Origin of the sequence: Shewanella sp. M-Br (assembly GCF_036245925.1) — a bacterium.
Taxonomy (GTDB): domain Bacteria; phylum Pseudomonadota; class Gammaproteobacteria; order Enterobacterales; family Shewanellaceae; genus Shewanella; species Shewanella oncorhynchi.
The window spans coordinates 1-19,611 of the sequence record NZ_BJBV01000027.1 but is presented as its reverse complement, the minus strand read 5'-3'; the positions used below and the strand labels follow the sequence as shown (position 1 = coordinate 19,611).

General features: G+C 44.8%; 20 protein-coding genes. 16 read left to right on the top strand and 4 right to left on the bottom strand.

The window, feature by feature from the left end:
- The first annotated feature begins 19 nt into the window (after window positions 1–19).
- The 11 genes from AAA952_RS19375 (at window position 20) to AAA952_RS19325 (ending at window position 8,844) form a co-directional block, all read left to right on the top strand.
- Window positions 20–808: a ParA family protein gene (locus AAA952_RS19375; protein WP_105250796.1), complete on the top strand. Its 789-nt coding sequence runs from the start codon at window positions 20–22 to the stop codon at window positions 806–808.
- Window positions 809–817: 9 nt separating this feature from the next.
- A complete protein-coding gene (locus tag AAA952_RS19370; protein WP_105250795.1) occupies window positions 818–1,696 on the top strand; it encodes a ParB/RepB/Spo0J family partition protein in 879 nt (292 codons plus the stop codon).
- A 225-nt stretch (window positions 1,697–1,921) separates the two neighbouring features.
- A complete protein-coding gene (locus AAA952_RS19365; RefSeq protein WP_105250794.1) occupies window positions 1,922–2,305 on the top strand; it encodes an ATP synthase subunit I in 384 nt (127 codons plus the stop codon).
- Window positions 2,306–2,317: 12 nt separating this feature from the next.
- Window positions 2,318–3,112: a F0F1 ATP synthase subunit A gene (gene atpB / locus AAA952_RS19360; protein WP_105250793.1), complete on the top strand. Its 795-nt coding sequence runs from the start codon at window positions 2,318–2,320 to the stop codon at window positions 3,110–3,112.
- Between the two features lie 64 nt (window positions 3,113–3,176).
- Window positions 3,177–3,428: a F0F1 ATP synthase subunit C gene (atpE, locus tag AAA952_RS19355; RefSeq protein ID WP_006083840.1), complete on the top strand. Its 252-nt coding sequence runs from the start codon at window positions 3,177–3,179 to the stop codon at window positions 3,426–3,428.
- Between the two features lie 37 nt (window positions 3,429–3,465).
- Window positions 3,466–3,936 carry a F0F1 ATP synthase subunit B gene (gene atpF / locus AAA952_RS19350; RefSeq protein ID WP_006083841.1) on the top strand — a complete coding sequence of 157 codons (471 nt, stop codon included), beginning with the start codon at window positions 3,466–3,468 and terminating at the stop codon, window positions 3,934–3,936.
- A 15-nt stretch (window positions 3,937–3,951) separates the two neighbouring features.
- The gene (atpH, locus tag AAA952_RS19345) at window positions 3,952–4,485 is read left to right on the top strand and encodes a F0F1 ATP synthase subunit delta (protein WP_006083842.1); all 534 of its coding nucleotides are present in this window, start codon (window positions 3,952–3,954) and stop codon (window positions 4,483–4,485) included.
- Between the two features lie 14 nt (window positions 4,486–4,499).
- The gene (gene atpA / locus AAA952_RS19340; RefSeq protein WP_168827626.1) at window positions 4,500–6,041 is read left to right on the top strand and encodes a F0F1 ATP synthase subunit alpha; all 1,542 of its coding nucleotides are present in this window, start codon (window positions 4,500–4,502) and stop codon (window positions 6,039–6,041) included.
- A gap of 50 nt (window positions 6,042–6,091) precedes the next feature.
- Window positions 6,092–6,952 (top strand): F0F1 ATP synthase subunit gamma, encoded by an 861-nt coding sequence (gene atpG / locus AAA952_RS19335; protein ID WP_006084762.1) that lies wholly within the window; start codon window positions 6,092–6,094, stop codon window positions 6,950–6,952.
- Window positions 6,953–6,987: 35 nt separating this feature from the next.
- On the top strand, window positions 6,988–8,379 hold the full coding sequence (gene atpD / locus AAA952_RS19330; RefSeq protein ID WP_105250791.1) for a F0F1 ATP synthase subunit beta: 1,392 nt from the start codon (window positions 6,988–6,990) through the stop codon (window positions 8,377–8,379).
- Between the two features lie 36 nt (window positions 8,380–8,415).
- A complete protein-coding gene (locus AAA952_RS19325) occupies window positions 8,416–8,844 on the top strand; it encodes a F0F1 ATP synthase subunit epsilon (RefSeq protein WP_105250790.1) in 429 nt (142 codons plus the stop codon).
- A gap of 48 nt (window positions 8,845–8,892) precedes the next feature.
- On the opposite strand, the gene AAA952_RS19320 is transcribed toward AAA952_RS19325, so the two are convergent.
- Window positions 8,893–9,165, bottom strand: coding sequence for a hypothetical protein (locus AAA952_RS19320; RefSeq protein ID WP_338258985.1), 273 nt, complete (start codon window positions 9,163–9,165; stop codon window positions 8,893–8,895).
- 140 nt (window positions 9,166–9,305) lie between these two features.
- Here AAA952_RS19320 and glmU point away from each other — a divergent pair, with 140 nt between their 5' ends.
- The 4 genes from glmU to glmS all read left to right on the top strand — a co-directional run bounded on the left by glmU (window position 9,306) and on the right by glmS (window position 15,914).
- Window positions 9,306–10,670, top strand: a complete 1,365-nt coding sequence (gene glmU, locus AAA952_RS19315) for a bifunctional UDP-N-acetylglucosamine diphosphorylase/glucosamine-1-phosphate N-acetyltransferase GlmU (RefSeq protein ID WP_338258908.1) — start codon at window positions 9,306–9,308, stop codon at window positions 10,668–10,670.
- A gap of 276 nt (window positions 10,671–10,946) precedes the next feature.
- On the top strand, window positions 10,947–13,067 hold the full coding sequence (locus tag AAA952_RS19310; RefSeq protein ID WP_338258907.1) for a TonB-dependent receptor: 2,121 nt from the start codon (window positions 10,947–10,949) through the stop codon (window positions 13,065–13,067).
- 202 nt (window positions 13,068–13,269) lie between these two features.
- A complete protein-coding gene (locus AAA952_RS19305) occupies window positions 13,270–14,040 on the top strand; it encodes a DeoR/GlpR family DNA-binding transcription regulator (RefSeq protein WP_011791272.1) in 771 nt (256 codons plus the stop codon).
- A 44-nt stretch (window positions 14,041–14,084) separates the two neighbouring features.
- On the top strand, window positions 14,085–15,914 hold the full coding sequence (gene glmS, locus AAA952_RS19300; RefSeq protein WP_131524527.1) for a glutamine--fructose-6-phosphate transaminase (isomerizing): 1,830 nt from the start codon (window positions 14,085–14,087) through the stop codon (window positions 15,912–15,914).
- Window positions 15,915–16,022: 108 nt separating this feature from the next.
- Here glmS and AAA952_RS19295 read toward each other — a convergent pair whose 3' ends face one another.
- The 3 genes from AAA952_RS19295 to AAA952_RS19285 all read right to left on the bottom strand — a co-directional run bounded on the left by AAA952_RS19295 (window position 16,023) and on the right by AAA952_RS19285 (window position 17,790).
- Complete coding sequence (locus tag AAA952_RS19295; protein ID WP_105250772.1) at window positions 16,023–16,226, bottom strand: DUF2061 domain-containing protein; 204 nt, start codon at window positions 16,224–16,226, stop codon at window positions 16,023–16,025.
- A gap of 183 nt (window positions 16,227–16,409) precedes the next feature.
- The gene (locus AAA952_RS19290) at window positions 16,410–17,315 is read right to left on the bottom strand and encodes a 1,4-dihydroxy-2-naphthoyl-CoA synthase (RefSeq protein ID WP_113941423.1); all 906 of its coding nucleotides are present in this window, start codon (window positions 17,313–17,315) and stop codon (window positions 16,410–16,412) included.
- 124 nt (window positions 17,316–17,439) lie between these two features.
- Window positions 17,440–17,790: a hypothetical protein gene (locus AAA952_RS19285; protein WP_105250770.1), complete on the bottom strand. Its 351-nt coding sequence runs from the start codon at window positions 17,788–17,790 to the stop codon at window positions 17,440–17,442.
- Window positions 17,791–17,881: 91 nt separating this feature from the next.
- On the opposite strand from AAA952_RS19285, the gene ccoG reads away from it, so the two are divergent.
- Complete coding sequence (gene ccoG / locus AAA952_RS19280) at window positions 17,882–19,309, top strand: cytochrome c oxidase accessory protein CcoG (RefSeq protein WP_105250769.1); 1,428 nt, start codon at window positions 17,882–17,884, stop codon at window positions 19,307–19,309.
- Window positions 19,310–19,611: the final 302 nt, after the last annotated feature.

Sequence of the window (19,611 nt, the reverse complement as noted above, 5' to 3'; positions counted from 1 at the left end):
TTACATACAGGGTGATATTGTGGGTAAAGTGATTGCCGTGGCTAACCAGAAAGGTGGCGTAGGAAAAACAACTACTTGCGTTAACCTCGCCGCTTCGTTAGCAGCAACAAAACGTAAAGTATTATTGATCGATCTCGATCCTCAAGGTAATGCCACCATGGGGAGCGGTGTCGATAAGTATGACGTAGCTAATACAGCCTATGAATTATTGGTTGAAGAAAAATCCTTCGACGAGATCGTCATTAAAAACACCGCGGGTAAGTATGATCTGATCGCCAGTAATGGCGATGTCACTGCGGCAGAAATCAAATTGATGGAGTTTTTTGCCCGTGAGATTCGTTTGCGTAACGCACTCGCACCGATCAAAGATCAATATGATTATATCTTTATCGACTGCCCTCCTTCATTGAACATGTTGACCGTAAACGCTATGTCTGCGGCCGACTCTGTACTCGTGCCTATGCAGTGTGAATATTATGCCCTCGAAGGCTTAACTGCGCTGATTGATACCATCACTAAGCTTGCTGCTATGGTTAATCCTGGACTTGGCATCGAAGGCATTTTACGTACTATGTATGATCCGCGTAATCGTTTGTCTAATGATGTGTCCGATCAGCTAAAACAGCATTTTGGTGACAAAGTCTATCGTACCGTTATCCCACGTAATGTGAGGCTGGCAGAAGCACCAAGTTTTGGAGCGCCTGCTATGTACTACGATAAATCGAGTGCTGGCGCTAAGGCGTATCTAGCGCTTGCGGGTGAAATGATCCGTCGTTCAGAACAACAAACTCAGGCTAAGCAAGCGTAAAGGATCACCATGACGTTAAAGAAAAGAGGATTAGGCAAAGGGTTAGATGCCCTACTGAGTAACAGTCATGCCGCCAGTAAAAAGCACACTGACGAAGCTGATGTTGTCGATAAAAAAGAAGAGCTTATCCATCTCGATTTAGACTTATTACAGCCAGGTAAGTATCAACCTCGTAAAGACATGTCCCCTGAAGCGTTAGAAGAACTGGCACACTCTATCCGCAACCAAGGCATTATTCAGCCTATCGTTGTGAGACAAGTGACGAATAACATGTATGAGATCATTGCGGGTGAACGTCGTTGGCGTGCTGCGCAACTTGCTGGCTTGAATAAAATCCCCTGTATTGTAAAGCAAGTAGCTGATGAAGCCGCTGTTGCTATTGCTTTGATTGAAAACATCCAGCGTGAAGACTTAAATGCCATGGAAGAAGCCATTGCATTGCAACGTTTAATGCAAGAATTTGAACTGACTCACCAACAGGTTGCCGATGTTGTGGGAAAATCCAGAGCGAGTGTATCTAACTTGTTACGTTTAAACGGCTTAAATGAGCCGGTTAAGCGTCTACTCGAGTATGGCGACATTGATATGGGTCATGCTCGCGCTTTGTTGGCAATTGAGGGAGAAGAACAAACAAATCTTGCGAGATTAGTGGCCGCTAAGGAATTAACCGTTCGCGAAACTGAACGATTAATTAATCAAACCTTAAATCCGCCTAAACAAGCCGAAACTACGACTAAAGATCAAGATGTTTGTCGTTTAGAGCAGCAGTTAATTGAAAGATTAGGTGCCAAGGTTTCGATCGCTCATAGCAGTAAGGGCACGGGTAAAATTGTAATTAACTATCAGAATCTGGCTGAATTAGACGGAATTCTTAGTAAAATTCATTAATGTCTGTAGATTAACAGTTTTTAATGTAAATTTGTGACAGATGCTAATCTTACATTTTAACTCGTTTGGCGCGAGATCACGTTAAAAGTGTTGTTTTTCCTTATCTCAAAGTTGCAATGAAGGCGTGAAAAGGTATACTTTCGCAAGCTTTTTGTGCATCGACATAAATACGGGTATTTGTCATCCGGTCATCGAAACAAAAAGTATGAATGCGGAGAGGATGAATTGAGTAAGGTTTTAGCGCGTCGTGGCCGGTGGTCAGCCTATAAATTGGTGATGATGCAGGCGGCGGTCGCTGGGGGTGCTTCAATTCTCTTTTTCGCCGTGTGGGGAGTTCAGTTTGGCTATTCTGCATTAGCAGGTGGTTCAATCGCTGTGCTCCCTAATTTTGTATTCGCAACCCTCGCTTTCTCCCACACGGGAGCAAGTTCAGCTGCAAAAGTCATAAAGACTTTTTACTGGGGGGAAGCGGTAAAGTTGCTGTTAACCATCGCAATGTTTTCGTTTGTGTTTATCAATCTTAAGGTCGCTTTTATGCCGCTTTTTGTTTGTTATGTGCTGACGCTAATCGTGCATTGGACAGCTCCTTTATACTTCAAGCAAAGTTAAGTGGGATGAATCATGGCTGCAACTGGTGAAGCGTTAACACCGCAGGGCTATATCCAACATCACCTTACCAACTTAAGTGTTGGTGAAGGCTTTTGGACATGGCACATTGATTCGTTGTTCTTTTCGGTTGGTCTTGGTGTTCTGTTCCTGTGGATTTTCCGCAGCGTTGGTAAAAAAGCGACTTCCGGTGTTCCTGGCAAACTGCAATGTTTTGTTGAGATTATCGTCGAGTTCGTAAATAACAGCGTGAAAGAAAGTTTTCATGGCCGCAATGCTCTGATCGCGCCTTTAGCTCTGACCATTTTTGTATGGGTATTCATGATGAACTTCATGGATATGATCCCTGTAGATTGGCTGCCTCACGCAGCAAGTTTAATGGGTATTCCCTATCTAAAAGCGGTTCCGACGACTGACGTTAACATTACCTTTAGCTTAGCTATTGGTGTGTTCGTGCTGATTATTTTTTACAGCATTAAGGTCAAAGGTGTGTCTGGGTTTGTTAAAGAATTGACACTACAGCCCTTTAACCATAAGGCAATGATACCCGTCAACCTCCTATTAGAGACTGTTACTTTGATTGCTAAGCCAATTTCATTGGCATTGCGACTCTTTGGTAACTTGTACGCAGGTGAGTTGATCTTCATCCTTATTGCGCTGATGTATGGTACCAACTTGTTATTATCTACCCTAGGTGTGACTCTGCAACTGGGCTGGTTAATATTCCACATTTTGGTTATCACGCTGCAGGCGTTTATCTTCATGATGTTGACCATTGTTTATTTAAGCATGGCGCATGAAGATCATTAAGGATTGCTGAAGAAATTTTAAACTAAATCATCAACTAATATAGATTTAGATACTGGAGATACAGATGGAAACGATTTTAGGCATGACAGCTATCGCTGTTGCTCTGCTGATTGGTATGGGTGCTCTTGGTACTGCAATCGGTTTCGGCTTATTAGGCGGTAAGTTCTTGGAAGGCGCTGCGCGTCAACCAGAAATGGCTCCTATGCTACAAGTTAAAATGTTCATCGTAGCGGGTCTTCTTGACGCCGTAACTATGATCGGTGTTGGTATCGCATTATTTATGCTATTTACCAACCCACTGGGTGCAATGCTGTAAAAAACGCTTCTGTCTTAACTCTAAATAGGAGGCTGTTGTGAATTTCAACGCTACCCTAATCGGTCAGACGGTCGCCTTTATCATCTTCGTGTGGTTTTGCATGAAGTTTGTATGGCCCCCTTTGATGAATGCCATCGAAGAGCGCCAAAAAAGGATTGCTGACGGTCTAGCTGATGCTGATCGTGCGGTAAAAGACCTGGAGTTGGCACAAGCGAAAGCGACTGACCAACTAAAAGAAGCCAAGGTAACGGCTAATGAAATTATTGAGCAAGCTAACAAGCGTAAAGCTCAAATAGTTGAAGAAGCCAAAACTGAAGCAGACGCTGAGCGTGCTAAAATCATCGCTCAGGGTAAAGCAGAAATCGAAGCTGAACGTAATCGCGTCAAAGAGGATCTGCGTAAGCAGGTTGCTACTCTTGCCATCATGGGTGCTGAGAAGATCCTTGAGCGTTCTATTGATCCAGCCGCCCACAGTGACATAGTTAATAAACTAGTCGCTGAAATTTGATAAGGGAGTTGAGTTATGGCTGAATTAACCACCATCGCTCGCCCTTACGCAAAGGCAGCTTTTGACTTTGCTATTGAACAAGATGCAGTGGATTCTTGGGCTGAAATGCTCACGTTTGCCGCATTGGTGAGTGAAAACGAAACCATGCAACCACTGTTAGCTGGCTCTTTAGCCAGCACTAAGCTCGCAGCACTCTTTATTAGTGTGTGTGGTGAGCAAGTCAATGTGCAAGGTCAGAACCTGATAAAGGTAATGGCTGAAAACGGTCGCTTAAAGGTGCTACCTGCTGTATCTCAGTTATTTACTGAATACCGTAATGAGTGGGCAAAAGAAGTAGAAGCCGATGTGGTTTCTGCAACTGAGCTGAGCTCTGAACAACAACAGCAGATTAGTATTTCTTTAGAGAAACGTCTCGCACGCAAAGTTAAGCTGAATTGTAGCACTGACGCCGCGCTCATCGCCGGTGTAATCATTAAGACAGGAGACCTAGTCATCGATGGCTCGGTCCGCGGTAAGTTATCGCGTCTGTCTGATAAGCTGCAGTCGTAATTGGGAGTTTGAGCATGCAACTGAATTCCACTGAAATCAGCGATCTGATTAAGCAGCGGATCGAGCAGTTCGAAGTCGTTAGCGAATCTCGTAACGAAGGTACTATCGTTGCGGTAAGTGACGGCATCATCCGCATCCACGGCCTAGCCGACGTGATGCAAGGTGAGATGATCGAACTGCCTGGTAACCGTTTTGCAATCGCGTTGAACCTTGAACGTGATTCTGTCGGTGCCGTAGTAATGGGTCCTTATGCTGATTTAGCAGAAGGCGTAAAAGTGAAAACGACTGGCCGTATTCTGGAAGTTCCAGTTGGCCGCGGTCTTCTTGGCCGCGTTGTTAACACTCTAGGTGAGCCAATTGACGGTAAAGGACCTATCGATAACGATGGTTTCTCGCCAATTGAAGTTATCGCACCAGGTGTTATTGAACGTCAGTCTGTTGATCAACCAGTTCAAACTGGTTATAAAGCCGTTGATGCCATGATCCCAATCGGGCGTGGTCAACGTGAATTGATCATTGGCGACCGTCAAACTGGTAAAACAGCAATGGCGATCGACGCAATCATCAACCAGAAAAATTCTGGCATTAAATGTGTGTACGTCGCGATTGGCCAAAAGGCTTCTACTATCGCTAACGTAGTACGCAAGCTAGAAGAACACGGTGCGTTAGCTAACACTATCGTTGTTGTTGCAACTGCTTCTGAAGCCGCTGCTCTACAATACTTAGCGCCATATTCTGGTTGTTCTATGGGTGAATACTTCCGTGACCGCGGTGAAGATTCTTTGATCGTATACGATGATTTGTCTAAGCAAGCAGTTGCTTATCGTCAAATTTCGTTACTGCTCAAGCGTCCACCAGGCCGTGAAGCTTACCCAGGTGACGTATTCTATCTACACTCACGATTATTAGAGCGTGCATCACGCGTTAACGCGATTTATGTAGAAAAGTTCACTAAAGGTGCAGTAACTGGCAAAACTGGTTCTTTAACCGCGCTGCCGATTATTGAAACGCAAGCGGGTGACGTTTCTGCATTCGTACCGACCAACGTAATTTCTATTACCGATGGTCAGATCTTCCTTGAGACCGATCTGTTTAACTCTGGCCTACGTCCAGCGGTTAACCCAGGTATTTCTGTTTCTCGTGTTGGTGGTGCGGCTCAGACTAAGATCATCAAGAAACTGTCTGGTGGTATTCGTACCGCACTAGCACAGTATCGTGAGCTTGCTGCGTTCTCGCAATTTGCATCTGATCTTGACGATGCAACACGTGCTCAGCTTGAGCATGGTGTGCGTGTTACCGAACTGATGAAGCAAAAGCAATATGCTCCTATGAGCGTAGCCGCTCAAGCTGTGTCTATTTTCTCAGCTGAAAAAGGTTACCTGAAGAGTGTTGAGCTGAATAAGGTCGGTAATTTCGAAGCCGCTCTGCTCTCGTTCATGAACAGCGAGCATGCTCCTTTAATGAAGCTTATCAATGATACTGGCGATTATAGCGCTGATATCGAAGCTGAATTAAAAGCTGGCCTCGACAAGTTCGTAGCAACCCAAACCTGGTAACAATGATAGAGGTGTCTTAAGACACCTCAGGTCCAGATTGGAGAGTAGAGATGGCCGGCGCTAAAGAGATTAAAACCAAGATCGCGAGTGTGAAAAACACTCAGAAGATCACGTCCGCCATGGAAATGGTGGCAGCCAGCAAAATGCGCAGAGCGCAGGAACGCATGGCTGCGAGCCGTCCATATGCGGAAAGCATGCGTAAGGTGATCGGTCACGTCGCGCAAGGTTCTCTCGAGTATAAACACCCCTATTTGGAGGTGAGAGAGGCTAAGCGGGTTGGTTACATTGTTGTAGCAACCGACCGTGGCCTTTGTGGTGGTCTGAACGTTAACCTTTTCAAAAAGGTTATTGCAGACGTGAAAAGCTGGAAAGCCCAAGGTGCAGAATTTGAATTTTGCCCTATCGGCGCACGTAGTGTGCAGTTTTTCAAAAACTTCGGTGGACAAGTGTCTGCTCACGCTTCAGGTTTAGGCGATGCTCCAAAGCTCGCTGACTTGATCGGGACAGTCGGTGTCATGCTAGAAGCTTACAACGAAGGCAAGCTGGATCGTCTGTACGTGGTATTTAACAAATTTGTGAATACTATGACGCAGACTCCTGTGATCGAGCAGCTGCTACCTTTGCCTAAATCAGAAGATGATGAAACTGCTCATCGTTGGGATTATATCTACGAGCCAGATCCAAAAGCACTTTTGGATACTTTATTGGTCCGTTATGTAGAATCTCAGGTTTACCAAGGTGTTGTTGAAAACATTGCCTCTGAACAAGCTGCCCGTATGGTAGCAATGAAGTCGGCAACAGACAACGCGGGTGAGCTTATCAACGACTTGCAACTGGTCTATAACAAGGCCCGTCAGGCTGCGATTACGCAGGAACTGTCGGAAATTGTTTCTGGTGCCTCTGCGGTTTAGGTTAGGTAACGAATACAAGTTTTAGAGGATTAATCATGAGCACAGGTACTGTTGTCCAAGTGATTGGCGCGGTTGTGGACGTAGAGTTCCCACAAGATGCCGTACCTCAAGTATATGACGCTCTGAAAATCGTAGGTGAAGGCCCGTGTAATGGTTTGGTGCTGGAAGTTCAGCAACAGCTAGGTGGTGGTGTAGTTCGTACCATCGCTATGGGTTCTTCTGACGGTCTGCGTCGTGGTCTTGAAGTAGTAAACTCAGGTTCACCTATTACTGTTCCAGTTGGTACCGCCACTCTTGGCCGTATCATGAACGTATTAGGCGAGCCTATTGATGAAGCGGGTCCAATCGGTGAAGAAGAGCGTTATGTCATTCACCGTACAGCTCCTTCATACGAAGATCAATCAAGCTCTACTGAACTGTTAGAGACTGGCATCAAGGTTATCGACCTTGTTTGTCCATTCGCTAAGGGCGGTAAAGTCGGTTTGTTCGGTGGTGCGGGTGTTGGTAAGACAGTTAACATGATGGAACTGATTAACAACATCGCTAAAGCCCACTCGGGTCTTTCTGTATTCGCCGGTGTAGGTGAACGTACTCGTGAAGGTAACGACTTCTACTACGAGATGAAAGATTCTGGCGTTCTCGACAAAGTGGCCATGGTTTATGGTCAGATGAACGAGCCTCCAGGTAACCGTTTGCGTGTTGCACTGTCTGGTCTGACTATGGCAGAGAAGTTCCGTGACGAAGGTCGTGACGTACTGTTGTTCGTTGACAACATCTATCGTTATACCTTAGCCGGTACTGAAGTATCTGCACTGTTAGGTCGTATGCCTTCTGCGGTAGGTTATCAACCAACATTGGCTGAAGAGATGGGTGTTCTGCAAGAGCGTATCACTTCAACTAAGACGGGTTCTATTACTTCTGTACAAGCGGTATACGTACCTGCGGATGACTTGACCGATCCGTCACCAGCAACAACCTTCGCTCACTTAGATGCGACTGTTGTACTGTCACGTCAAATTGCTTCTCTGGGTATTTACCCAGCGGTTGACCCATTGGATTCGACTTCACGTCAATTAGATCCATTGGTTGTTGGCCAAGAGCATTATGACGTTGCTAACGGCGTGCAAACTGTACTGCAACGTTACAAAGAGCTGAAAGACATTATTGCGATTCTGGGTATGGATGAATTGTCTGATGAAGACAAGACTGTCGTATTCCGTGCTCGTAAGATTGAGCGTTTCTTATCTCAGCCTTTCTTCGTAGCAGAAGTCTTTACTGGATCTCCTGGTAAGTACGTTTCTCTGAAAGACACTATCCGTGGCTTTAAGGGTATTTTGAACGGTGAGTTTGATCACCTGCCAGAACAAGCGTTCTACATGGTTGGCTCAATCGATGAAGTCATCGAGAAAGCGAACAAAAAGAAATAACTAAGTATTCATACTTAGTTTTTTAAGGAGAACGGGATGGCAGCCATGACAGTACATCTTGATATTGTAAGCGCAGAGAGCAAAATCTTCTCTGGTCGTGTAGCTTCGCTGCAAGTGACTGGTTCTGAAGGTGAGTTGGGCATAATGCATGGCCACGCTCCTTTGCTTAGTTATATCAAACCTGGCATGGCGCGCATCGTCAAGCAAGACGGCAGTGAAGAAGTGTTTTACCTTTCAGGTGGTATTCTGGAAGTGCAGCCTTCTTCTGTCTCCGTATTGGCTGATGTGGTTATGCGTGCCAAAGATATTGATGAGCAAGCGGCATTAGAAGCTAAGCGTCGTGCAGAAGCCCATATGGCAACTGCTGGCGCTGACTTCAATTATGACGCGGCTATGGTTGAGTTAGCTAAGGCTATGGCTCAATTACGTGTTGTTGAAACCATCAAGAAAAACATTGCCAGATAAGGTTATTGTTTGTGAAAAAAGGCGACCCTATGGTCGCCTTTTTTGTGTCTAAAAATGGGATAGATTGGCATTCTTGCATGTCTTTGATTGATGAGTGTCGCTATCTACTTCGCTTTTCGATGTGCTTTCCGTTAAAATTGCGCCACTAATACCAATCGTATTAAATATCTGTTCATTCAGCGGGAGTTCAACGCGCTTTAGACAAGGCGAAGGCTTGAAGGCATAGTGGTGCTCTGTCGAAAGCCTTGAACGCAGTATGAAGCGCGTTGAAACCCGCCCTTTGGGAGCCTCACAGGCATCCCACTCCCGTGTTGCATTGATTTAAAAGGGAATAACCATTTCTGCGTCAATGCGCCTTGGATTGAGATGCCTGTGAGGCTCTGAACTGATTAGATATTTAATGTGATTGGTATACGACCGTAATTTTTCACCCTCTTGGGTATTTTTTCAAGGATATGGTAATGGCATTAAATGTAGTGATCTTAGCGGCTGGCAAGGGAACACGGATGCGCTCTGATCTTCCTAAGGTATTACATCCCATCGCCCATAAGAGCATGGTGCAACATGTCATCGATACCGCTAATAAAGTTGGCAGTGACTCTATTCAGTTAGTCTATGGTTATGGTGCCGACAAGCTACAAGCCTGTTTGGGTGAGCAACAACTTAACTGGGTATTGCAAGCCGATCAATTAGGCACAGGTCATGCGGTTGCACAGGCTAGCCCACATATCGCCGACAGCGATACAGTACTTATTCTTTATGGCGATGTGCCGTTGCTCCAAACATCGACTCTCGAAGCATTACTCGCCGCCCGTCCTGAAAATGGTGTTGCTATTTTAACAGTGAATTTAGCGAATCCTATGGGTTATGGCCGTATTGTCCGTGAGCAAGGAAAAGTCATTGGAATTATTGAGCAAAAAGATGCGACTGCAGAACAGTTGCTGATCAACGAAATTAACACCGGCATCATGGCGGTTCCGGGTAAACAACTTAAAACTTGGTTGAGCCGTTTATCGAACAATAATGCCCAAGGCGAATATTATCTAACGGATATTATTGCTATGGCGCACGCTGATGGCGTTGCTATTGATACTGCTCAGCCACAATCGGCCATTGAAGTGGAAGGCGCTAATAATCGCGTGCAATTAGCGCAACTTGAACGTGCTTACCAAGCCCGTGAAGCCGAAAAGCTCATGTTGGCGGGGGCTAACCTTCGCGACCCAAGCCGTATCGATATCCGTGGTGAAGTCACTGTTGGTATGGATGTGATGATCGATATCAACGTGATATTCGAAGGCAAAGTGACCTTGGGTAATAATGTCACTATTGGCGCAGGCGCGATTTTAATTGATTGCGAGATTGCCGATGATGCTGAGATCAAGCCTTACTCTATTATCGAAGGTGCTACGCTTGGCGTTGCTGCCAGTGCTGGCCCATTTGCACGTTTACGTCCGGGAGCAGAACTTAAGCAAGATGCACATATAGGCAACTTTGTTGAAGTGAAAAAAGCGGTGATTGGCGTTGGATCCAAAGCTGGACACTTAGCCTATTTAGGCGATGCCATCATTGGTGATGGCGTCAACATTGGTGCTGGCACTATTACCTGCAACTATGATGGCGCGAATAAGCATCTTACTGTTATCGAAGATAACGTCTTTGTCGGTTCTGACACTCAGTTGGTGGCTCCAGTGACCATAGGTAAAGGGGCAACTTTAGGGGCCGGTTCAACGATTACCCGTGATGTAGGTGAGAATGAGTTAGTGATCACTCGTGTTAAACAAAAACACCTCACAGGTTGGCAACGTCCAGTGAAAATTAAAAAGTAAGTTTTAAAACTCAACTTAATGTCAAAAAAGCGGCCATGTGCCGCTTTTATCTTTATTGTGTTCAATGTGTTGCACTAAAAAGCCTTTTTATTAAGCAATGCTTAATAATTAAGATTTTCTTCATGTTTTTGTGGTATGGGCAAATTGTTGGTTTTTAAGTTAATTTGATCACTATCACACTCAATTGTAAATTTTAGTAAAGAAGAGAAAATAAAAACACTTCTCATTTATATTGCCTGCAATTCTAAGACGAAAGGTCTATTTGAGGTGTTGGCAATGGTATTTAAATATTCAGTTATAGGTTTAGCTGTAGGCTCGGCATTAATGGCTATGCCGGTTATTGCAGAAGTGGCGAGCGATAAAAATATTGAGCGCATCAATGTGACTGGCCGTACTTTTAACGACTATAAAGTCGGTAGTGCATCGGGTGCCATGCGTGGCGATATCGACTTAATGGATACTCCACAGTCAGTTAATGTGATCCCTGATTTTGTGACTGATGAACAGTTGGCAACCAATCTAGCGGAAGTATTAGTTAATGATTCGAGTGTTACAGCGGGAACCACGCGCTGGAACCGTCAAGTCTTCAGTATCCGCGGCTTCGAGCTCGATTCGGGTAACGGTTATCTTATCAATGGCCATCAACAATGGTCTCACTACGTACAACCAATTGAAACTTTACAGCAAGTCGAAGTATTGAAAGGTCCTTCGAGCATGTTGTACGGCCAATCTGGCCCTGGTGGTTTAGTGAATATGGTCACTAAGAAACCGACCTATGATTCAATGCTCGATTTAGGTTTTGATACTGATGGTTTTGGTTCGACCCGTGCTCAGCTAGATGCGGGCGGCAGTTTAAATGATGCTCAGAGTCTTCGTTACCGCGGCGTGTTAGTGAAGCAAGACACAAAATACTGGCGTGAGTATTCCGCTAACGATGAGAATCAAGAGCGTGACCGTTGGTTGGGCTACTTAAACCTAGAATTTGATGTCAGTGATGATGTTCTGTTATCGGTTAAGTACGATCATACCCAAGATAAAGCGGGCATTGATGCGGGTGGGTGGTTAGATAAACAAGGTAATGTTATCGGTGAACATAAAACAGTATGGGATGCACCTTGGGCCTTTACCGATAATACAGTCTCTAACTTAGGTGCCGATCTAACTTGGCAGATGAGTGATGATTGGAAAGTCAAAGTTGGTTATAACGATCAGCAGTTTAATCGCCAACGTTTAGACTCTGCGCCAAGTTTGATTGAAGGCTCTGAAGATCCATTCAAAGATGGTTATAACATCAAACCATTCGACCGTTATGACGATTGGCAGCATAAAACGGCCTATGTCGATTTCACGGGTGAATTTTCTTTGGCAGGAATGGAGCATCAATTCCTTATTGGAGCTAACTATTTAGACTATTTCTATCAGCAGCAAATTCAGAAAGGCAAAAGTCAGCCCGTAATTCCTGGGCAACCAATTATTCAGCAAGATCTTGATTATCACCAAGGTAAGCTAAGCAACCCAAGCGAATACAAGTATTACGGTTTCTATTTACAGGATTTGATGACGCTTAATGAGCAATGGAAATTGCTTGCTGGTGTGCGTTACGACGAACAGAAGAAAGACGGAGAAGGTGAAAACAGCTATGCCGTGTCGCCTAAGTTTGGGGTAATTTACTCGCCAATGGCTAATGGTAGCATTTACGTTAATTATTCAAAAAGCTTTACACCACAGGGTTCAGTAACCAGTTCTGAAGATGTCAATCATGGAGATAACCTGAAACCTGAGTACGGTACTCAATATGAACTAGGGACTAAATGGGAGTTATTTAATGACAGCCTACTGCTAACAGCAGCCCTTTTTGATATTACGGTTTCTAATGTCACCACAGTACAAGATATTCCTGTAACGAATGAAGGAGATAAAACGATCACTACCCAAGGTGGTGAGCAGCATCATCGAGGTTTTGAAGTTGGCGCCCAAGGCCAGTTAGATGATAGCTGGTTTGTGACTTCTTCTATGATGTATTTAGATGCGGAATATAAAACGGGTGCTGGCAAGATCGATGGGAAAATCTTAGATGGTAAAACTCCTATTGATGCGCCTGAGTGGTCGGCTAATATCTGGACTCGTTATGAAGTAACTGACAACTTTGCGATGAACTTTGGTGCTATTTATGTGGGTGAGCGCTTCGCCGATAAAGATAACAGCATTACCAAAGATGGTTATGTGCGTTTTGATTTAGGTGCAGCCTACACTATGGATATCATGGGTAAAGATGTCAGTATTCGTGCCAACGTCAGAAACCTCTTTGATACTGAATATTTAGATGGTGGCAGTGATAAGATGGTGACGATTGGCCAAGATCGTAACTTCAGTGTTGCTGTTGAAGCTAAGTTCTAATACTTATTAGGATTTTTAATCTATTTGAAGCAGTTTATCCCTAAAGGATAAACTGCTTTTTTATTGGTTGGTTTTTAAGTTCACAATTTTAAATTAATTAAAATGACTCGCGATCATGCGAAAGAGTGCTTCGTATGACTAGCAAAAAAGTTTCGTTTCACTATAATGCACCTTTCGAATCGAAACTTAACTGAAAGGTTTTATGAATAAACGAAACACACAGCAGCGTCGCCACAGCATAATCACCATATTGAACGAACAGGGTGAAGTGAGCGTTGATGAACTGTCGTTACGTTTTGAAACCTCAGAAGTGACGATTCGTAAGGATCTCGCCGCGCTTGAGAAAACGGGTTTATTATTGCGCCGTTACGGTGGCGCCGTGGCGATTCCAGACGAAGTCACTCAACAGTTCTCTGCCAAGATAGCGCCTAATAAACTTTCTATTGCGAAAACCGCCGCGCAGCTGATTAAAGATCACAATCGCATTATTATCGATAGCGGCACTACGACGTCAGGCTTGATTGAACAGCTGAACGATAAGCGTGGGCTGGTGGTCATGACGAATGCGCTACACCTTGCAAATGCCATTCATGAACTCGAAAACGAGCCCACCTTATTGATGACCGGTGGCACTTGGGACCCGCATTCTGAATCCTTTCAAGGTCAAGTCGCCGAGCAAGTGTTGCGTTCATATAATTTCGACCAACTGTTTATCGGTGCCGATGGTATCGATCTTGAACGCGGGACCACCACCTTTAACGAGTTAACAGGCCTAAGCAAAGTGATGGCCGAAGTTTCCCGCGAGGTAATCGTTATGGTGGATTCAGACAAAATCGGCAAGCGGATCCCTAACTTAGAGTTACCGTGGGCCAAGGTCAGTGTGTTGGTCACCGACTCACGTATCGACGAGAGTGCGTTAAAACAAATTTCAGATCAGGGCGTGCGAGTTATGTTAGCGCCCTACGCTCAATAGACAAAATAGCTTAACAACTTCATTTTAATTTATAGGTAAAGACTATGTGTGGAATCGTAGGCGCCGTGGCGCAAAGGGATGTGGCTGAAATTCTGGTAGAAGGCTTACGCCGTTTAGAATATCGCGGATATGACTCTGCAGGCGTTGCCGTTATTCACAATGGTGAACTCAACCGTACGCGCCGCGTTGGCAAAGTACAAGAGTTGTCGGCTGCGCTTGAAACTGACCCATTAGCAGGCGGAACCGGTATCGCGCACACTCGTTGGGCGACCCACGGTGAGCCGAGTGAGCGTAATGCTCATCCGCATTTATCGGAAGGTGATATTGCCGTGGTGCACAACGGTATTATCGAAAACCACAATAAACTGCGCGAAATGCTTAAAGGTTTAGGTTACAACTTTAGCTCAGATACCGACACCGAAGTGATTTGTCACTTAGTGCACCATGAGCTGAAAACCCATAGCACTCTGCTTGGTGCCGTACAAGCCACGGTTAAACAACTCGAAGGCGCCTATGGCACAGTCGTTATCGACCGTCGTGATAGTGAACGTATGGTTGTTGCTCGCTCTGGTAGTCCATTGGTGATTGGTTTTGGTCTAGGTGAAAACTTTGTCGCTTCAGATCAACTCGCCTTATTACCCGTCACTCGCTCATTTGCTTTCCTAGAAGAAGGTGATGTGGCCGAAGTGACCCGTCGCAGCGTGAGTATTTTCGACTTAAACGGTAATGCCGTTGAGCGTGAAGTTAAAGAATCTGAAATTACCCACGATGCCGGTGACAAAGGCGAATATCGCCACTATATGCTTAAAGAAATTTACGAGCAGCCATTGGCACTGACGCGCACAATTGAAGGTCGTATTGCTAATAAGCAAGTGCTAGACACGGCTTTTGGTGACAACGCTGCTGAGTTTTTAAAAGATATCAAACATGTGCAAATCATCGCCTGTGGTACTAGTTACCATGCGGGCATGGCGGCTCGTTACTGGTTAGAAGATTGGGCTGGCGTGTCTTGTAACGTCGAAATTGCCTCTGAATTCCGTTATCGCAAGTCGCACTTATTCCCAAATAGCCTGTTGGTGACGATTTCACAATCGGGTGAAACTGCCGATACTTTAGCGGCCATGCGCTTAGCGAAAGAAATGGGTTACAAAGCCACATTGACCATTTGTAATGCGCCAGGTTCATCACTGGTTCGCGAATCTGACATGGCTTACATGATGAAAGCGGGCGCAGAGATTGGCGTGGCATCGACTAAAGCTTTCACAGTTCAGCTTGCTGGCTTGTTAATGTTGACTGCGGTGATCGGTCGCCACAATGGTATGTCTGATCAAATGCAGGCCCAAATTACTCAAAGCCTACAATCTATGCCAGCAAAAGTGGAACAAGCTTTAGGTTTAGATGCTGCGATTGCTGAACTGGCTGAAGATTTTGCCGATAAACACCATGCATTATTCCTTGGCCGTGGCGATCAATATCCGATTGCGATGGAAGGCGCGTTAAAGCTGAAAGAGATTTCTTATATTCATGCTGAAGCTTATGCCTCTGGCGAATTAAAACACGGCCCACTAGCGCTTATCGATGCCGATATGCCAGTGATTGTCGTTGCGCCAAACAATGAATTGCTCGAAAAACTGAAATCGAATGTTGAAGAAGTGCGTGCCCGTGGCGGCTTAATGTATGTGTTTGCCGATGTAGATGCCGAGTTCGAGTCGGATGACACGATGAAAGTGATCCCTGTGCCACACTGTGACATCTTTATGGCGCCACTGATCTACACTATTCCTTTACAGCTATTGTCGTACCATGTTGCATTAATCAAAGGTACCGACGTGGATCAACCACGTAACTTGGCAAAGTCTGTAACAGTAGAATAAATAGAGATATTTAAATGAAAACCGCCTTTATTGGCGGTTTTTTCATTTAGATTCACGACAAAATGACGATTAACTTACAGTAATAGCAAATGCTGGTGGCTTAACTTTCTATGCTGGAATGGCATCTAGCTCGTGCTGCTTTTTTGCCTCAATGCGTTTCCACACTTTGTCATGGAAGTAAAACACTACAGTGTTAATCGCGGGTTCTACTAAGGCTACTGCGCCACCGACGACTACGCTGCCAGTTAATAAATAGGTTACGGTAAAAGCGACGCTAAAATGCAGTACAGCAAAAGTGAGTGTCTTAGTCATGATCTTGTCCTCTAAATAGGCTCCCAGCGGGAATGTTTAGATGATAACAATTCTCATTAAAATTAAAAGCCGTGTTTTCAGATTAGTTTAAACGGTTTTATCTATTTATCCGTTGTAAAAAACATAAAGCCCTCACGATGGAGGGCTTTGAGCATTTAAACGTAAATTAATACAATTCTAAAATTAGTAGTGCCAAGGGAAGGCTGAAAAATCTTGATCGCGTTTTTCGAGGAAGGCATCGCGTCCTTCCTGTGCTTCGGCGCTCGCATAGGCTAAACGCGTCGCTTCACCGGCAAATAATTGCTGACCGACCATACCATCATCAGTCATGTTGAAGCCGTATTTAAGCATACGCATAGCCGTAGGTGATTTAGAGTTAATCTCTTTCGCCCACATTAATGCTTCGGTTTCTAGCTCTGCATGGGGAACGGATTTATTAACCATACCCATGTCGAAGGCTTCATCAGCGCTGTAGTTAAATCCGCAGAAGAAGATTTCGCGGGCACGTTTTTGACCTATCATCTTGGCGAGATAAGCACTGCCGTAACCTGAGTCGAAGCTCGCAACATCGGGATCGGTTTGTTTAAATATTGCGTGTTCTTTCGAGGCTAAGGTTAAGTCGCACACTACGTGTAAACTATGGCCGCCACCCACCGCCCAGCCCGGCACAACGGCGATGACCACTTTAGGCATAAAGCGGATCAGGCGTTGTACTTCTAATATATGTAAGCGGCCCATTCTGGCTTGATCGGCCTTACCTTCTTCGGCGCCTTCATATTTATAGCCATCTTTGCCGCGAATACGTTGATCGCCACCCGAACAGAACGCCCAGCCACCATCTTTTGCCGAAGGACCGTTACCCGTAAGCAGTACGCAACCCACATCAGACCATTGGCGTGCATGGTCGAGTGCGATAAATAATTCATCAACGGTTTTAGGTCGGAAGGCGTTACGGCACTCTGGGCGATTAATGGCAATGCGTACTGTGCCGTGCGCTTTGGCTCTGTGGTAAGTAATATCGTCGAAATGAAATCCACTGACTTCATCCCATAGGGTGGGATCAAAAATGTCTGATACTTGTTGGGTCATGATTCATAGGCCTTTATGCTGTAATGCCTCAAAGGCTAGGCGGAATCATATATAAGGTCAATCACCTAAGTCTAAACCTTAGCGCTATATAGCAAAATCCCGTTTGCCTATGAGTCTGTAATGATTAAAGGTGATCACATAGATAAAGCTGATTATCTTTGCTAAACACTGGATGTTGAGGTGCCATAGTACCGCAATAGTTAGCCTTAAAGTCGGCAATAGACTCGGGTGTCATTGGAATTTGATTGAAGGCTTCGAGTTCTAATGTGGATAAACGTTCTATGATGTCGGTTCTTACCTTAGTCAGTTTATGGTCGATTTTAATAATTTTTGTTCCTGTCATAGAGTCAACTTTATTCTCTATTTCTTTGATCATCGCCTCAGTCTTTGCAATAGGAACATCTAATTTATCTGTTTCTGTGTATAAGTAATATAAAGCACCCGCGAGTAGCGCCAATATGATCCAACCTTTCATCTTTTAGTCCAACATAAGTGAATAACCATTAAGAATATGGGTATAATAAGCTAGTTTTCGTCCAATATTAAAGCAGTAAAAGGCTGTAACGATGAACTCAGAATCTAACAACAAGGACTATTCGAAAACCAATCGAATTAAGATTCACCAGCCAGATGCGAGTAAAGCCGATCGCTTTAATCCTCGTAATCGGATTTATGTCCGAGCCATAGACGGTTTGTGGAGTAGCGTACGTCGCCGCATGGGCTGGATCGCCATGTTATTTTTCCTGCTTTTACCTTGGATCCCTTGGGGCGACCGTCAAGCCGTATGGTTTAACTTGGGCGAACAAAAGTTTCACGTCTTCGGTTTAACGATTTGGCCGCAGGATCTCACCTTGCTTGCAGCGTTGTTTATGATCGCTGCCTTCGCTCTGTTTTTTGTGACCACCTATCTTGGCCGTGTTTGGTGTGGATACACTTGCCCCCAAACAGTATGGACCTTTATGTTCATCTGGTTCGAGGAAAAACTTGAAGGCGCACGCAATAAACGCATTAAGTTAGATCAAATGCCATGGAGCTTTGACAAACTCTGGCGTAAAACGGCAAAGCATACGGCCTGGCTATTGCTCTCATTGATGACGGCGATGACCTTTGTGTCCTATTTTGTGCCAAGTCGTGAAGTCTATGTCGACGTATTTACACTTAATGCTTCTGGCGGTATCTACTTCTGGGTCGTGTTTTTTACACTTGCCACATACGGCAATGCGGGTTGGATGCGTGAAATCATGTGTATCCACATGTGCCCTTATGCTCGTTTCCAAGCGGCTATGTTCGATAAGAATACTTTTATCGTGGGTTACGATACTAAACGTGGTGAGACCCGTGGTCCGCGCTCACGCAAAGATGACCCTAAAGAGCTAGGGCTTGGCGACTGTATCGACTGTGACTTGTGTGTGCAGGTATGTCCTACGGGAATCGATATTCGTAATGGTCTGCAATATGAGTGTATTAACTGCGGCGCTTGTATCGATGCCTGCGATCAAACCATGGATCGTATGGGATATGAAAAAGGGCTTATCAGTTATACCACCGAGAACAAGTTAGAAGGAATTAAGCAAAAAGTGCTGCGACCTAAACTTGTCGGTTATGGCGTGGTACTGATAGCGATGATATTAGTCTTTATATACTCCAGTGCGACCATAGCGCCTGTGCGTATGGACATCATTCGTGACCGCAACCAGCTCTATAGAGAGAACAATCAAGGTTTGATTGAAAACACCTTCACCTTGAAGATTCTTAATAAGACAGAGCAATCCCACGAATACACTATGAGTGTCGAAGGATTAGACAACTATAAATGGTACGGTCCAACTTCGGTCACTATTGCGGGTGGTGAAGTGTTAACTCTCCCTATTAGCGTGGGTATCGATCCGGTTGAGCTGTCTCGTTCAGTTACTAATATCGAGATAAAAGTGAAAACTCATATCGACGGTGAAGAAGTCGAAGTTGAGCAAGAATCTCGTTTCTTTAGTCCATAGATAACAGTATTTATGATGATCTAGCTGAGCGTGACTCATATAGATTGCCAGACTTAATCGAGATAAAGGGGCTTTTTAGCCCCTTTTTTATACGTATCGTTTGATAAGTAAACGTCTAAACCATTAATCGTTATTTTCCTACAAAAAGCCCTTGCACAAAATCTCCTGCTCCCTATAATGCGCATCCACTGACACGGCAGACAGCGAAAGCCAGCTGACGAGTTAAGTTGAATTGAGTCGCTTTTAAGCACTTAATTCAAGCGCAGCAAGAAGTTGTAAAATACTCCTTGACGCGAAACGGG